The 15,817-nt window shown below is 44.2% G+C and carries 14 protein-coding genes; 11 read left to right on the top strand and 3 right to left on the bottom strand.

Annotated features, from left to right (window positions below; genetic code table 11):
* Positions 1–221 precede the first annotated feature (221 nt).
* The 10 genes from AB6735_RS15945 (at position 222) to AB6735_RS15900 (ending at position 11,307) form a co-directional block, all read left to right on the top strand.
* Positions 222–422, top strand: a complete 201-nt coding sequence (locus AB6735_RS15945; protein WP_370996841.1) for a hypothetical protein — start codon at positions 222–224, stop codon at positions 420–422.
* Positions 407–607, top strand: a complete 201-nt coding sequence (locus AB6735_RS15940; RefSeq protein ID WP_370996840.1) for a hypothetical protein — start codon at positions 407–409, stop codon at positions 605–607. The genes AB6735_RS15945 and AB6735_RS15940 overlap by 16 nt, the downstream gene beginning before the upstream one ends.
* A 97-nt stretch (positions 608–704) precedes the next feature.
* On the top strand, positions 705–2,051 hold the full coding sequence (locus AB6735_RS15935; protein WP_370996839.1) for a M28 family peptidase: 1,347 nt from the start codon (positions 705–707) through the stop codon (positions 2,049–2,051).
* Between the two features lie 19 nt (positions 2,052–2,070).
* On the top strand, positions 2,071–2,607 hold the full coding sequence (locus AB6735_RS15930) for a hypothetical protein (RefSeq protein ID WP_370996838.1): 537 nt from the start codon (positions 2,071–2,073) through the stop codon (positions 2,605–2,607).
* Positions 2,608–2,673: 66 nt separating this feature from the next.
* On the top strand, positions 2,674–2,817 hold the full coding sequence (locus tag AB6735_RS15925; protein WP_370996837.1) for a DUF6728 family protein: 144 nt from the start codon (positions 2,674–2,676) through the stop codon (positions 2,815–2,817).
* Positions 2,814–3,191, top strand: coding sequence for a RidA family protein (locus AB6735_RS15920; protein WP_370996836.1), 378 nt, complete (start codon positions 2,814–2,816; stop codon positions 3,189–3,191). Before AB6735_RS15925 ends, AB6735_RS15920 begins: the two co-directional genes overlap by 4 nt.
* 205 nt (positions 3,192–3,396) lie before the next feature.
* A complete protein-coding gene (recG, locus tag AB6735_RS15915; RefSeq protein ID WP_370996835.1) occupies positions 3,397–5,496 on the top strand; it encodes an ATP-dependent DNA helicase RecG in 2,100 nt (699 codons plus the stop codon).
* A gap of 392 nt (positions 5,497–5,888) precedes the next feature.
* A complete protein-coding gene (locus tag AB6735_RS15910; protein WP_370996834.1) occupies positions 5,889–7,268 on the top strand; it encodes a M20/M25/M40 family metallo-hydrolase in 1,380 nt (459 codons plus the stop codon).
* Positions 7,269–7,674: 406 nt separating this feature from the next.
* On the top strand, positions 7,675–9,000 hold the full coding sequence (locus tag AB6735_RS15905; RefSeq protein ID WP_370996833.1) for an MFS transporter: 1,326 nt from the start codon (positions 7,675–7,677) through the stop codon (positions 8,998–9,000).
* Between the two features lie 255 nt (positions 9,001–9,255).
* Complete coding sequence (locus tag AB6735_RS15900; RefSeq protein ID WP_370996832.1) at positions 9,256–11,307, top strand: M13 family metallopeptidase; 2,052 nt, start codon at positions 9,256–9,258, stop codon at positions 11,305–11,307.
* A gap of 361 nt (positions 11,308–11,668) precedes the next feature.
* Here the strand turns inward: AB6735_RS15900 and AB6735_RS15895 are convergent, their stop codons facing one another.
* Entirely contained in the window at positions 11,669–12,616 is a 948-nt protein-coding gene (locus AB6735_RS15895) for a tryptophan 2,3-dioxygenase family protein (RefSeq protein WP_370996831.1), read from the bottom strand.
* A 140-nt stretch (positions 12,617–12,756) separates the two neighbouring features.
* Between AB6735_RS15895 and AB6735_RS15890 the strand changes: the two genes are divergently transcribed.
* The gene (locus AB6735_RS15890) at positions 12,757–13,227 is read left to right on the top strand and encodes a universal stress protein (RefSeq protein WP_370996830.1); all 471 of its coding nucleotides are present in this window, start codon (positions 12,757–12,759) and stop codon (positions 13,225–13,227) included.
* Positions 13,228–13,295: 68 nt separating this feature from the next.
* Here the strand turns inward: AB6735_RS15890 and AB6735_RS15885 are convergent, their stop codons facing one another.
* The gene (locus AB6735_RS15885) at positions 13,296–14,585 is read right to left on the bottom strand and encodes an HAD-IB family phosphatase (RefSeq protein WP_370996829.1); all 1,290 of its coding nucleotides are present in this window, start codon (positions 14,583–14,585) and stop codon (positions 13,296–13,298) included.
* Positions 14,586–14,703: 118 nt separating this feature from the next.
* The gene (locus AB6735_RS15880) at positions 14,704–15,675 is read right to left on the bottom strand and encodes an NAD-dependent epimerase/dehydratase family protein (RefSeq protein ID WP_370996828.1); all 972 of its coding nucleotides are present in this window, start codon (positions 15,673–15,675) and stop codon (positions 14,704–14,706) included.
* Positions 15,676–15,817 lie beyond the last annotated feature (142 nt).

Here is a 15,817-nt window from a genome sequence, read left to right as displayed (position 1 = left end):
TGTGTCTCTACAAAGAAAAAAATGTAGAGACGCATCACATGCGTCTCCCGAATTCAGGTATAAAATATGGAAGATAATTTCAAAAAAGGTACAGAATTTCCTCTCCGCGTTTAGAGGGATGGGATTATGGATCACATGGGCTTTATTTTGTAACCATCTGTACAAAAGATCGCATTCCATTCTTTGGCGAAATTATTCAAACTGATATTTCAGAAACTGCGATGCTGAGAAAAGCAAAAATAGCTGAAATTGCATCTGATAATTGGTTGAAAATAGGAGAGTTTTATCCATATGTTATCCCTGGAGATTTTGTTGTTATGCCAGATCACTTACATGGGATATTATTCTTTAATAAACCTGATAAATCTACCTGGGAGTCAAATAGATTTGGAGCGCAAAGAATAACTTGGCATCAGTACTAAGAGGATATAAAGGCTCTATTAAACAATATGCTGATAAAAACAACATTGAGTTTGCCTGGCAGCCTCGTTATTATGATAGAGTGATAAGAGATGAAAAAGAACATGAAAATATTCGGGAATATATTTATGATAATCCAGGAAATTGGCTTTTAAATAAGCAAGGATTTGAAAATTTATATTTATAAATATGGTCAATAGGAGACACATGTAATGTGTCTCTACAAAAAAATAAACGTAGAGACGCATCACATGCGTCTCCCAATATAAAAGCATCAAAAACGCATGAAACACCTAAAACTATTCATTCTTCTCTTATTATCCCTGCCCGCCGCGGCTCAAACCATCATCAAACCCGATGCGGGGATTAAACAAATGGTTGATGAAGTATCTTCCAAAAATATCGAGGCTACCATTCGCAAACTGGTAACCTTTAAAAGCAGGCATACCCTGAGTGATACCACTAGTAAAACTACAGGCAGTGGTGCGGCGCGTAACTGGATCAAAGCCGAAATGGAAAAATATGCCGCTCTCTCCGGCGGAAGGATGACCGTCCAGTTCGACACTTTTACCCAGCCAAAGGGAACCCGGATTGATAAACCCGTAAAGCTTAAAAATGTACTGGCTATATTAAAGGGGACAGATCCTACAGATACCCGGGTATATATCGTATCGGGTCATTATGATTCGCGCATCAATGATGTGATGGATGCCAATGGGGTTGAACCAGGTGCCAATGACGATGCATCAGGAACAGCGCTGTCCATGGAGCTGGCCAGGGTGATGGCTAAACGGTCGTTCCCGGCTACCATTATTTTTGCAACGGTGGTGGGCGAGGAGCAGGGCCTGTATGGATCGGCCAACCTGGCCAAACGTGCCAAAACCGAAAACTGGAATGTAGATGCCATGCTCAATAATGATATTGTAGGCAATACCCATGGTATGGAAACCGACCTGAAAGATAACCGCAGCGTGCGTGTTTTTAGCGATGGTATACCTACCAATGCTACGGATAAACAGGTGGCCGCACTGAAATCATTAGGTGGCGAAAACGATAGCCCCTCGCGTGAGCTGGCCCGCTATGCCAAGGAAACCGGTGAACGTTATGTTGACCAACTGGACGTAAAACTCATCTATCGTCGTGACCGCTACCTGCGTGGTGGTGATCACCTGCCTTTCCTGGAGCAAGGCTTCAGCGCGGTGAGGTTCACTGAAATGAATGAAGATTTTAACCGTCAGCACCAGAACATCCGCACCGAAAACGGCGTGGATTACGGCGACCTGCCCGACTTTGTTGATTTTAATTATGTACAAAAAGTAGCACGCATGAACTTGTCGGTATTGGCTAACCTGGCTTCGGCCCCAGCCCGCCCGCAAAATGTAGGCATCATCACCAGCGACCTTACCAATAAAACAAAACTAACCTGGGAGGCCCCCGCTATCGGCAAAAAACCTGCCGGCTACTATGTGCTCATGCGCGAAACCACCAGCGCCTTTTGGGAACGCAAGTTTTATGTAAGCGATACCGCGGCTACGCTGGCCTACTCAAAAGATAATTACTTTTTCGCTGTACAGGCTGTTGATGCAGACGGGCACGAGAGCTTGCCGGTGTTTCCTAAACCGATCAGATAATCTCTAAAAGTTAAGTTAAATGCAGCTGAATGCCATAGGACTCCTAATAACAACAGCCATATTTCATACTACTTTGATAGCGGTCGCAATACTGCTGATTTTTCGCCTTTTTAAAGTGAAGGCATCATTGATGGTTCAGGCTGTTAATATTACATTGCTTTTGGGCTCTTTATTATTTACAATGATTTTTCTGACGGAATTTTTCATTGGCTTTTTTTCAGGTGCAGAATATGTTCAATATTCCTTTGCTGGATTTGCACCGCATCCTTCCTGGCTTTATCCTTTAATCGTATTTATTAGTTATGTGTTGATGCCTCAAATATTCTGGATTGAAAAATTTAGAACGTCGATTACATCGTCTGCCATAATCATATTAATCTGGATTGTGTTAAGGGCTATTAATTTACTAATACTGGAATCAACAGGCCAGTCCTGGGGAGTGAATTTTGTTTATAAGATGCCTCAAATTGGTATATATGCTGCAATTGTAACAACAACCTATTTGATTTTAAATAAAAGAAGATCAATGTCCATCTCCAAGATGAAAAATAGCTAATAAGCAAATCAAAGCCCTCTCCTTTGGAGAGGGTTGGGTGAGGCAAATTTTTATTAGTTTTGTGATATGTATTTTTTCAGAAAGAAAGATCCTAACAGACCCAACAACATTAACCTGCGCATTATGCATTTTATAAATGCGCTGGCTATTATTATGTTTTTGGCGGGGATCATTTACAAACTGATACAAGTGTTCATATTTAAAAAATGATGACAATAATAAACACCAATAACGCACCGGCCCCTATCGGGCCATATAGCCAGGCTACCGTAGCCGGAAACTTTGTATTTGTATCGGGCCAGATTCCCCTTAACCCGGTTACCGGCGAACTGGTAACCACCGGTATTACCGACGAGGCGGTGATGGTAATGGAAAACATCAAAGCCATTTTAACCGAGGCCGGTATCGGTTTTGAGAACATTGTAAAAACCAGCATATTTTTAACCGATCTGGGTAATTTTGGTCAGGTGAATGAGGTATACGGAAAATATTTCACCGCCAATTTCCCGGCCCGCGAAACGGTACAAGTATCTGCATTACCCAAAGGTGTAAATGTGGAGATCTCGGTTATTGCTGTAAAGTAAGAGCCTCATTCAACGCTTCCCGTCTGCTGGCGTGAAGCGTTGGGAATAAAACAAACATAAACTACGCGTCATTGCGAGGGACGAAGCAATCTCTCTATGCTATACAGAGCAAACAGAAAAGTTTGGGACCTGAATGACCGACCTGCCAGTGTAGAGATTGCTTCGTTTCTCGCAATGACGGTGGGTAAAATATTGAGCTTTATCTATGGATCCTTTTCAAACACCGCTTGTATATCTGAAAGGAGTGGGCCAGTCCCGCGCCGAGGTGTTGAAAAAAGAATTGGCGCTCGCTAACTTCGAGGATCTTTTACGGCATTTCCCGTTCCGGTATATCGACCGAACCCGTTTTTATAAGATCAAAGAGATACAGGCCGATCTGCCTTATGTGCAGGTGCTGGCACGTATTGTGAACAAACAGGTTGTCGGCGAAAAGCATACGAAACGCCTGGTAGTTATGGCTAAAGATGATACTGGCCTACTGGAATTGGTATGGTTCAAAGGTATCAACTGGATCGAAAAAACTATTGTGCCCGGGCAGGTATATGTTGTTTTTGGTAAACCCGGATTTTTTAACGGACAGGCCCAAATGGCGCATCCCGAAATGGAGGTATACTCGCCGGGTGCGCAACGACAAGGCAATGCCAGTCTGCAGCCGGTATATAACTCCACCGAAAAACTCAAGCAGTTTCAGCTGGACAGCAAAGGCATCCAGAAGATTACTTCTACTTTACTGGAACTACATGCCCGCGATATCCGCGAGAACTTGCCGCTGTACATTATCCAAAAATTCAAGCTCATCAGCCGGACCGAGGCTTATCGTAATATCCATTTTCCGGCTGATGCTCGTTTACTAAATGAAGCTATTCTGCGATTAAAATTTGAAGAACTGTTTTTGCTGCAACTCAAATTATTGCGCAACAAATTGTTGCATACACAGAAATTCAAGGGCAATATTTTTGGGTCTGTTGGGCATTATTTTAATGATTTTTATCACCATAAATTACCTTTTGAGCTTACTACTCCACAAAAACGGGTACTTAAAGAGATACGGCAGGATACCCAGCGTGGTGTACAGATGAACCGCCTGCTGCAGGGCGATGTAGGCAGCGGTAAAACCGTGGTAGCGCTCATGAGCATGCTGATTGCGGTTGACAATGGTTTCCAGGCCTGTATCATGGCGCCCACCGAGATTTTGGCCACTCAGCATTACCAAACAGTAAAAAGTTTGGTTGGTGACGATTTTATTGAGGTGTCCTTGCTCACCGGTTCCACCAAACAAAAGGACAGGAAAATATTACACGAAAAGCTGGAAAGCGGCGAACTTAAAATACTCATAGGTACCCATGCCCTCATCGAGGATAAAGTGCAGTTCAAAAACCTGGGTTTTGTGGTGATTGATGAGCAGCACCGTTTTGGTGTGGAGCAAAGGGCCAAGCTATGGCGAAAAAATATTGTACCGCCGCATGTACTGGTGATGACAGCCACACCCATTCCCCGCACACTGGCCATGACGCTTTATGGCGACTTGGATGTATCCGTTATTGACGAATTACCGGCCGGCCGTAAACCTATCCAAACGCTTCATTTTTATGAAAATCAGCGCCTGCGGGTATTTGGCTTTATGAAAAGGGAAATAGCCCTGGGCCGGCAGATCTACGTGGTATACCCGCTGATACAGGAAAGCGAAAAGCTCGATCTGAAAAACCTGGAAGACGGCATCGCGGTGATGTCGCGCGAGTTTCCGCTGCCCGATTATCGCATCAGCATTGTGCACGGTAAATTAAAGGCTGCCGACAAGGAATTTGAAATGCAGCGATTTATCAAAGGTGAAACGCAGATTATGGTAGCTACTACGGTGATTGAGGTAGGGGTTAACGTGCCCAATGCCTCGGTGATGATCATCGAAAATGCCGAGCGTTTTGGTCTGTCGCAGTTGCACCAGCTGCGCGGTAGGGTAGGGCGTGGGGCCGAGCAATCCTACTGTATTTTGATGAGCAGCCACAAGCTGAGCCACGATGGCAAAATCAGGCTCGAGACCATGGTAAAAACCAATAACGGTTTTGAAATATCTGAGATCGATCTGCAATTGCGTGGTCCCGGCAACCTGGAAGGCACCCAGCAAAGTGGTGTGCTCGATCTTAAATTAGCCAACCTGGCTACCGACCAGGAATTATTATTCAAAGTACGCAAGATTGTTGAACAGATCTTCGAAAAGGACCCTCAACTGGCCCTCCCCGAAAACCAGGTGCTACATCATGCCTTTGAAACCAAAAATGCGGGTTTAAGCTGGGATAAGATATCGTGATAGCATGTTAGGTAATACCTTGCGTTTGTTTATAACCACAGGTGTGGGGAAGATAAAATATTAGCTATACATATATTGAATTGATTCTTATTGCGATATGCTCCGTTAGGAGCTACCTATTTGTAGCATACCAGGTAAAATATCTTTTGCTCCGTAGGTGCAACCCTAAATAAACTGCTATGCTGTATAAGGGTAGCCTCTACGAGGCATAAAATACGAACATGAATTTGACTACAAATGGGTAGCTCCTAACGGAGCACACATGCTTTAAAATATCAATCTTGTACTCGTGGTTGCAAACGAGCGCAAGGGAATATAAAGCGGAAATGATATCCACATACTCCTTTTTTCCTTCAAAATATTACATTTGTTAAAACTGATCTTAATATCACATGAAGAAATTTTCCCTGGTGCTGGCTGCACTTTTTACAGCTTCCCTGCTACAAGCGCAGGACTCCTTAACTATTCGTAAAATTTATGATGAGGCCCTTGTAAACGGCAAGGCCTATGAAAGCCTGCATTATCTGTGTAAAAATATTGGCGGGCGCCTAAGCGGTTCGGCCAACGCGCAAAAAGCGGTGGAGTGGAGCAAAAAGCTAATGGAAAGCTATGGCTTTGATAAAGTTTATTTGCAAGAGGTAATGGTGCCGCATTGGGTTCGTGGTGCAAAAGAGACCGCTTTTATTATTGATGGTAAAACCCGTATCCCTGTGCCTATCGCTGCATTGGGAATGACCATAGCTACGCCCAAAGAAGGTATCACCGCCAATATGGTAGAGATACGGAGTCTGAAAGAACTGGAGACACTGGGCGAAAGCGTGATCAAAGGCAAGATCGTTTTCTTTAATCGTCCGTTTGATCCACGTTTCATCGAAACCGGGCATGCCTATGGTACTGCCGGCGATCAGCGTTTTATCGGACCAGCCACGGCAGCCAAATATGGCGCTGTAGGTGTTATTGTACGCTCCTTGACGGAAAGCATTGACGATTATCCGCATACCGGCGCTACGTTGTCTGGCCCAGGCACTCAGCTGATACCTGCAGCTGCTATATCAACAAAAGCCGCTGATAAACTGAGCAATATGCTGCGTTTGCGTAAACTGCCATTGATAAAATTTTACTTTAAACAAAACTGCCAGTTATTGCCCGATGTATTATCTTACAACGTGATCGGCGAGTTGACCGGTACCGAAAACCCTAATAAATTTATCAGCGTAGGCGGTCATCTGGATTCATGGGATCTGGCCGAAGGCGCGCATGATGACGGTACTGGCGTCATGCAATCGGCCGAGGTACTGCGCATATTTAAAGCGATAGGCTATCGTCCTAAAAACTCGGTACGGGCTGTATTTTTTATGAATGAGGAGAACGGCCATAAAGGCGGCACCAAATACGCCGAGCTGGCCGCGCAAAATAAAGAACAGCACATTGCTGCCATAGAAACAGATGAAGGCGGTTTTACCCCGCGCGGATTTAGTTTTGACGGTGTATCCAATGATTTTATCAAAAATATCAACAATAAATACAAAGCCATCCTGGAGCCTTACGAGGTTGATAAACTAACCATCGGCGGCAGTGGTACCGATATTGAACCGATGAAAGAAAAATTGCCAGGTGTGGTGTTGATCGGTTACCGTCCGGATTCGCAACGTTATTTTGATATTCACCATACCCCGAATGATGTGTTTGAAAACGTAAATAAACGCGAGCTGGAACTGGGAGCCGCCGGCATGGCCGCGTTTATTTACCTGATAGATCAGCATGGGTTGTAGATGTGCAGATTTCAGATGTGCAGATGGTTTAATTGATCAAATGAAAACTTTATCTTTTTTCCCGCCGGCTGTGTCCCCACAGCCGGCTTTTTAATTATTATGGTTGCGTTAAGGATAGCAGCGGATACCGGCCTTGCGACTAAGGCCTGAGTAGTATGAACGGATAGCCTGCCCCGACGCAGGAGGGAACGCCATGAGAAATAAACCACCTAAATAATACTCTCATAAACCAAATTTTGTTATGCGGCCAAAATGAAGCATCTATTGAACAGCATTCATACTGAAGAAGATCCTTCGCTATCGCTCAGGATGACAATTACCCTAATTTGTCCAATAAAAAACCTGCCATCGCATTTAATAATCCCAAAATGGTATCGTAAATTTGCAGTACATCTAAAACAACACTGTGACCGAAGACGGAGATAGTAAACCCCAGAAAGTAGATTCCTTTGCAGCATTGCGATACAAAGATTTCAGATCTTACATTGGCATGCGCTTTTGTTTCACCTTTGCTTATCAAATGCAGGCCGTTGTTATCGGCTTCTATATTTACCAGATCACCAAAAGTGTTTTTGCCCTGGGTCTGGTAGGTCTTTGCGAGGCTATACCGGCCATAGGCATAGCGCTGTACGGCGGCTATATTGCCGATAAGTCCGAAAAGCGAAAAATGCTGCTCATCATATTTGCTATGGTGATCCTCACTTCGCTGGTGATGTTTACTGTTACGCTCGATAGCATGCACGGTATAATACACAAAGACTGGATTGTACCCATTATTTTTGCCATGATATTTTGTAACGGTATAGCCCGTGCCTTTTACGGCCCGGCTACTTTTACAGTTTATGCGCATAGCATTCCCAAAGAGGTTTACCCTAACGGCAGTACCTGGAGCAGTTCCAGCTGGCAGGTGGCTTCTATTGTCGGGCCGGCAGCGGGTGGATTGATCTATGGCTATGCCGGTAAAATAGTTCCTGGGCTAAGTGGCATTACGGCAACATTCTCGGTTATCATATTTTTTCTGCTGATATCATTGGTGCTGGTTTTTTTCCTGCGCAAATATCCGCCGGTTTTTGTGCCCAAAGAAAGTATCTGGAAAAGCCTGTCAGAAGGGATCCATTTTGTGTTCCATAATAAAATGATGATCGGTGCTATGAGTCTGGACCTATTCTCGGTATTTTTTGGTGGCGCGGTAGCTTTGCTGCCCGTATTTGCCAATGAGATACTGAAAGTAGGTGCCGAAGGTTTGGGCATTATGCGTGCCACAGCATCACTGGGCGCGGTACTCACCATGCTGGTGATGACGCGGTTTTCGCCCATGGGTAAACCCTGGCGCAATCTGTTGATAGCGGTTACCGGCTTTGGTTTAAGTATCATTTGCTTTGGCTTATCGCGCAGTTTTTATCTGTCGCTTTTCTTCATATTTACCGAGGGTGCTTTTGACAGTATCAGCGTAATTATCCGCGGTACCATTATGCAATTGTTAACGCCCGATCATATGCGTGGCCGGGTATCAGCCGTAAACCAGATGTTCATTGGCTCATCCAACGAGATCGGTGCTTTTGAATCCGGAACCGCGGCCCGTTTGCTGGGCACCGTACCTGCCGTAATATTTGGCGGCAGCATGACCATGCTTATTGTAGGTATCACTTATCTCAAGACCAAAAAACTCATTCCATTGTCGCTTAACCAGATTCAGCCGTCTGCTGAGGTCGAAGTTAAGCCTGTTGTGTAAGAGCCTCACCCTGCCCTCTCCAAAGGAGAGGGTTCTGATACTTTTTACAGAATAGCCATTTGACTCTATCACGTTTATTTCAAAGTCCTCTCCTTTGGAGAGGATTATTACATGAGGGCTTCGCCGTTTAGGTGAGGCTTTCTGTAGCTGAAGTTAAACCTGCCGTGTAACAGATATATGTCAGTTGCGTCTTAGTTATTATCAATTGAACTTTATAACTTAGATTTTTTAGGACTGACATTTAAAAAACAATTTATGAGAATAACAAAATGGGCTTTGGCGGCTATTCCTGTCGCTATTTTAGCGTCATGCGGCCAAAAAAAGGAGTCGTCATCAACCGATGATGCCCCTAAACGCACCGTATTTTTTGATAAAACAGGTATGGACACCACGGTAAAACCCGGCGACAATTTTTATTTGTACGCCAGCGGCGCATGGTTAAAAAAAACCGAGATACCAGCATCGCAGCGCGGATGGGGTTCGTTTTATACGCTGTATGATGATAACCAGAAAAACCTGCACAAAATACTGGAAGAAATTACCAAGCAGGATAACGCTGCAGGCAGCAAGGAGCAAAAAGTGGCCGATCTGTACACCAGCGGTATGGATACGGTAGGAATCGAAAAGCTGGGTTATGAGCCTGTTAAGCCCGTACTGGCAAAAATTGCCGTAGTGAAGGATTATAAAGGATTGATAAGCCTGGCGGCCGATAGCTATAAAGATGGCGGCGGATTTTTATTAGGATTTTCTGTTAGTCCGGATGACCGTATCAGCACCCAAAATATCGCTCATTTTGACCAGGCTGGTTTAGGCTTACCTAACCGCGACTATTATTTCAACAGCGACTCGGCTACGGTTAAAATACGTGCCGCCTATGTAAAGTACATCGCCAAATTGTTTACGCTGACTGGTGTTGACGAAGCTACGGCAACTAAAAAAGCCGATGGTATCCTAAAACTGGAAACCTTGATAGCTAAATCGCACCTGACACCAACCGAACTGCGCGACCCGGTTAAGAACTACAATAAATTCGCCGTTGCGGATTTGCAAAAACAGGTCCCGGATATCGACCTAAAGGATGCTTTTAAACACCTGGAGCTAAGTGCAGATACCGTTTTGGTGGGTCAGCCTGCTTATTTTAAAGCGTTGGATGGCCTTTTAAAATCTGAACCTATTGAGGTTTGGAAAGATAAGGCAACTTTTACCGCTTTGGATAACGCTTCAACAGCCCTGAGCAAAGCTTTCAGGGACGCCAACTTTGAGTTTAACGGCAAAACGCTGAGTGGTAAAAAACAAGAACAGGAGCGTTGGAAAACCGTTATTGAAACCGTTGATGGTGGCATTGGCGAATTATTAGGACAGCTTTATGTAGAGAAGTATTTTACCCCTGATGCTAAACAACGTATGCTTACGCTGGTAAATAACCTGCAAAGCGTATATAAAGACCGTATTGAAAAACTGGATTGGATGAGCCCCGAAACCAAGGCCAAAGCCTTGGCTAAACTGGCCGCCTTTACCAAGAAAATTGGTTATCCCGATAAATGGAAAACTTATGATGATGTAACGATTAGTAAGGATGCTTATTACAAAAATCAGGAATCCATTGCCCGTCATCATTATAATGAAATGATCAAAAAAGCAGGCAAACCGGTTGATAAAACTGAATGGGGCATGACACCGCCAACCGTTAACGCCTATTATAACCCCACCTTTAATGAGATCGTTTTTCCGGCTGGTATATTGCAATTTCCTTTCTTTGATAAGGATGCCGATGATGCTATTAATTATGGCGCTATTGGTGCGGTTATCGGGCACGAAATGACCCATGGCTTTGATGATCAAGGTCGCCAGTACGATAAAGATGGTAACCTGAAAGACTGGTGGACAAAAGCGGATGCTGATAAGTTTAAAAGTCGTGTAGGGTTGATGATCGAACAGTACAACAAATTCACTGTATTGAACAACCTGCATGTAAACGGCAGCCTTACCCAGGGTGAAAACCTGGCCGATATTGGTGGTGTGGCTATAGCTTACGAAGCATTTAAAAGAACCGAGCAGGGCAAAGGCGATGCAAAGATTGATGGTTTTACGCCAGATCAGCGTTTCTTCCTGTCGTTTGGCCAGGTATGGCGTATCAAAACCCGCGACGAAACCATGCGTATGCGTATCAGCGTTGACCCGCACTCTCCAGAGATGTACCGTGTGAACGGTCCGCTGTCAAACACCCCGGCATTTTACAAAGCATTTGGCGTAAAACCCGGCGACAAGCTTTACCGCCCCGAAAATGAGCGTGTGAAAGTTTGGTAATCGTGTGCATCCGCTCATAAGTAAAACAAAAGCGCCGTCTGATATCAGACGGCGCTTTTGTTTCTAAATATTTTGTCATTCTGAGTTTTTAAAATCCGGGGATTATGAAGATGAAATGACGTGTTAATTTATGAATGATACTCAATCATGTATAAAATATGTCATTGCGAGCGTAGCGTGGCAATCGCGAACTATACAGGGCGGCTCTGTATAGCATGCGATTGCTTCGTCGTTCCTCCTCGCAATGACATGAGGGGACGTCACGCGGGTAGCGTAGTGAAGAATCTGTTCTACAGATTGTATGTTCAAAAATAGATTCTTCGTTCCTCAGAATGACAAACAAATGTTGTTAAATATATTTTTATCCCAGTACGCTCTCCACCCAGGCCTTGCCCCAGTTGTCGAGCTCATTAGCAGTCCATAGTGATGGGTAAAATATCCTTTTCTGGAAACGGGGAGGCAGGTACTTTTGCCAGTTGGTACCGCCGGTGGCTTTGATCTCTTCGGGCTCGCGGTTCAGGTATCGTACCGCCGATTTATAATGCGATAACGGCCAGTTGATATTCACGTTCACGTCCAGTTGTTTGAGCTCCAGTTTGAGTTCGGGCGTTAATTGTCCGGCGGTTTCAAACTGGCAGGCCAAGGCGTTAAAGTTGTGGTTAACGCTGATTTTACCCAACTCAATAAATGTTTTGGAATATTTTTTCTCAAACTGTTTGAGTGTAAGCGTTTTTTTGCCGGTAGATAGTTCAGTAGCGCCAAATTTCCAGTACAGGTACTCAAACTGGTCTTCAATGGAGGCCTTGCTGAGTTCCGGACGCTTATCCTTATCAACCAGGTTAATAAAATCAGTAGCATATATCTCAATCATCCGGTACTGGCCCGACTGAAATCCGCTGGCGGGTAGTAACGACATCCGGAATTTCAGGAACTGCTCTTTCTCCATGCCATCAACCATGATTTCGAATGATTGGGTAAGGGCGCCAAAATAGCGGTTGATGCGTTTTAACCTCGCGGTAAAAAAATCAACCGTTAGCGGCTGTGCTTCGGCAATTTGCCGGCACTCATGCAAGGTTAGTTTAAAATACAGCTCGGTGATCTGGTGATAGATGATAAATATCTCTTCATCAGGGAAGGGGGTTTTGGGGCTCTGTAAACTCAGTAAGGTATCCAGGTGAATATAATCCCAGTAGGTTAAAAAGTCGGCATGCAGCAGACCGTCGAGGTAGGAGGTCATGTCCTGCCCCATGGCTTCATATTTTTCCTGCAAACGTGCCAGGCGATCTTCAATTTCAGGATGGAAATGCATGATCAAAGGTAGTAAAAATGAGATATCAGCAAATTGGTAGGATATCTGCAAAAAGCAGAAACATTTTTGCGGCATAAATGTCTTTATAGCAATTATCTGAACCGGAACTTTTGAATGCTGAAAAATTAAGCTTAAACCCCATGAAGATCAGTAAAATACTTATAGGGATTGACGATAGCGCTTATGCGCGCAATGCTGCTGCCTATGGCTTTGATATGGCCCGGGATTATAAAGCCGCTGTAGGCTTGGTGCACATCATCGAACCCATTGTCATGCCTTCGACACCTGCAGATAATTTAACCGGAACACCTATGGATAGCACTTTTGGCATTCAGGACGTGGAGTTAAACGAGGTACAAAACAGCCAAACAGAAATGCTTATCGCCAATACCATCAAAGAATTTGGCGATGGGGTGGAAATAACAGCCTTTAAGCAATACGGCTCCCGGGCCGAAGGGATAATTGATTGTTGTAAAGAGTTTAATGCTGATATGATTGTAATTGGCACGCATAAACGTTCGGGCTTCGACCGTTTGCTCATTGGTAGTGTTGCCGAGCATGTGGTGCGCCATTCGGCAGTTCCGGTGCTGGTGGTGCCGTTTGTGGAGTAAGGCTGTTTAGGTTATACGATTTTTGAATCTTTTAAACGTACTACGTAAAACATATAACTCACAACGTATTAATACAGCAACCTAAACTTAATGGTATGCTCAATAGCTTTTAGCTCGTTAAGTACCTGCGGATCATAACCGGTGTTTACATCGGTAATTACATAGCCTATCTGAGTGTTGGTAACCAAAAATTCGCCTACTATATTGATGTTGTGGCGAGCAAATACCTCATTTATTTTGGCCAGTATGCCCGGTATGTTTTTGTGGATATGGATGAGCCGATGGGCATTACTTACACGAGGTGGCTGCAGATCGGGAAAGTTACAGCTGGTATGTGTTTTACCCTCATTCATAAAAGCCATTACTCGGCGGGGTATAAAATCGTTGTTGTGAGGATTATGTTTAGGATCGTCAAATATGATGATACCGCTTTCTGTAGCCGCATCGGCAAGCTTGCGATTGCTTTTGCCAAAAATACCGATCACTTTTAGTCTGCCCGCGTTTTGTACTTGTTCAGGAGTGGGCTGATTAGCTTCGTCACAAAATAAAACACCGGCTTCTTCCAGGTATTTTTCTTCAATGCTTTCGCGGTGGCGCAAGTTATAGCCTTCTTTTTTCATTTGCGCCAGCGCGTCATCATCCACATTACCTACTATGAGGCATTTAATGCGGTTTTTTGGATATGAAATAGCGCGCGGCAGTTTATTGAGGTATAAAAACTCGTCAAAGCTGGGTGTTATGTGATCGGCTTTTTCGGCCACCGACTTACGTTCGATGTTTTCGGTAAAGGCGAAGAATTTTTTGATCATACCCGATTCCTTCAGCTGGAAATCCGAATAGCCATCGCCAATGCCATAGATATCGCCGGGCAGCTGTAATTCTTTCAGTAATTTAACTTTACCACCTTCCTGCGATAGTGGATTTTCCCTGTCGTAACCGATGATCTTACCCTCCTCGTCAAACACAAAGGTATTGGCGTAGATGTTTTCTTTTTTGATATGATATTCGGTAACAACCGGGGTAATAAACTCCTTAAAGCCACCGGATACGATGAGAACCTCGTCCTGATGATTTTTAAAGAATATGGTATTCCGAGAAAACGAAGTGGATACTTTTTTCTTAAGATGGGTAATGAGTTGCTTTAAATGATCGCGGTTGGCCTCTAATAGCTTAACGCGGTTTTCCAAACTTTGGGTAAATGACAACCGGCCTTCCATCGAAGCGTTGGTCAGATCTTCTATCTGTTTATAAATATCCTCCCGGTTGGGGTGATTTTTGAGGGAAATGCGGGCCAGTTCATCAAGGGCTTCTACCTGTGTAAACGTGCTGTCGAAATCAATAATAAAGTACTGCTCCATCTTGGGTGCAAATGTGCGAAATTTTTTTGTTGGTTCATTAGTTCATTGGGTGATTAGTTCATTGGTTTTAGCGCACAATTACTCCAACATGATACTAATGAACTAATCACCCAATGAACTAATGAACATTCAACGCTTTACAAACCTCTGCAATAGTTTCACTCACCGGTTTAAACTCTATGCCGATAGCTTCCTTGATCTTTGAATTATCAAAATTGCGGACCTCGGAAGCTGCCCTGGCTGAGACCTTATCAATAGCAGGTGATCCACCGGTTAAGGCAGCCAGTACAGCCGCGCCGCGCCAGGCCAGACCCATCATCCAGGGTTTGGCTAATTTGGATGGCGGTTTTATGCCGAAATCACGGGCGATTTCAGTGGTCATATTCTGATAAGTATAATTTTCTGCGCTGATGATATAACGCTCGGCGGTAATATCTCTGTTCATGAGGGCAACCATGCATTTGGCCACATCCTCCACATCAACAAAACCACCGCTGCCGCCGGTATAATATTTAAGTCCCTTTTGTACGGTTTTGAATAATGCACCCGTACCAGATGTACCAGCGCTTGCTCCTAAAATAAGGGAAGGGTTAACAATCACGGCATCCAGGCCTTCGGCTATGCCCCGCCATACTTCCATTTCGCTTTCCAGCTTGGATATGGCATAACCATCATTTTCGGTTGATTGCTCCAGGTGATGGTTTTCGGTGATCAGCTCCCCCGGTTTGGCTATACCAATGGCAGCAATCGAGCTTACATGAACCATCCTTATGCCGCGCTCGACACATAAGTTAACCACATTGGCCGTACCCGTGACATTGGTATTGATCATGGGATCTTTGTCCGCCTGTTTTAAAGATACCCAGGCAGCGCAATGATAAACCTGGGTAACACCTTCCAGCGCATCGACCAAAGCAAATATATCCAGCATATCAGCGTCAACCCATTCTATTTGTGTTTGATAGGGGGTTAACAATGCGGGTATCCTGGAAGTACTCCTTTTTGTGCAACGGATGTGTTGGCCTGAATTCACCAGCAGTTTTGCCAGTTCAGCTCCTAAAAAACCTGTTGCGCCGGTGATCAGTATCATATGTGCAAATGTGATAATAAATGTGCAGATTTCAGATGTGCAGATTATTTTGGATGTGCAGGTGTGCAAATATGTAGATGTGCAAATTTTGCCTGATTCAGAATCAATAATTACCAGAATTATAAAATCATCTGCACATCTG

The organism is Mucilaginibacter sp. RCC_168 (assembly GCF_041355315.1).
Lineage (GTDB): Bacteria > Bacteroidota > Bacteroidia > Sphingobacteriales > Sphingobacteriaceae > Mucilaginibacter.
Note: the sequence above shows the minus strand (reverse complement) of the source record. Positions and strands in the feature narration are given on the sequence as shown.

Bases quoted from the DNA above. Each gene is read 5' to 3' on its own strand.
- AB6735_RS15925 (WP_370996837.1), top strand. From the start codon at position 2,674: ATGTATTTTTTCAGAAAGAAAGATCCTAACAGACCCAACAACATTAAC.
- AB6735_RS15945 (WP_370996841.1), top strand. From the start codon at position 222: ATGCTGAGAAAAGCAAAAATAGCTGAAATTGCATCTGATAATTGGTTG.
- AB6735_RS15885 (WP_370996829.1), bottom strand. From the start codon at position 14,585: ATGGAGCAGTACTTTATTATTGATTTCGACAGCACGTTTACACAGGTA.
- AB6735_RS15900 (WP_370996832.1), top strand. From the start codon at position 9,256: ATGAGAATAACAAAATGGGCTTTGGCGGCTATTCCTGTCGCTATTTTA.
- AB6735_RS15895 (WP_370996831.1), bottom strand. From the start codon at position 12,616: ATGCATTTCCATCCTGAAATTGAAGATCGCCTGGCACGTTTGCAGGAA.
- AB6735_RS15935 (WP_370996839.1), top strand. From the start codon at position 705: ATGAAACACCTAAAACTATTCATTCTTCTCTTATTATCCCTGCCCGCC.
- AB6735_RS15910 (WP_370996834.1), top strand. From the start codon at position 5,889: ATGAAGAAATTTTCCCTGGTGCTGGCTGCACTTTTTACAGCTTCCCTG.
- AB6735_RS15930 (WP_370996838.1), top strand. From the start codon at position 2,071: ATGCAGCTGAATGCCATAGGACTCCTAATAACAACAGCCATATTTCAT.
- AB6735_RS15880 (WP_370996828.1), bottom strand. From the start codon at position 15,675: ATGATACTGATCACCGGCGCAACAGGTTTTTTAGGAGCTGAACTGGCA.
- recG (WP_370996835.1), top strand. From the start codon at position 3,397: ATGGATCCTTTTCAAACACCGCTTGTATATCTGAAAGGAGTGGGCCAG.
- AB6735_RS15890 (WP_370996830.1), top strand. From the start codon at position 12,757: ATGAAGATCAGTAAAATACTTATAGGGATTGACGATAGCGCTTATGCG.
- AB6735_RS15920 (WP_370996836.1), top strand. From the start codon at position 2,814: ATGATGACAATAATAAACACCAATAACGCACCGGCCCCTATCGGGCCA.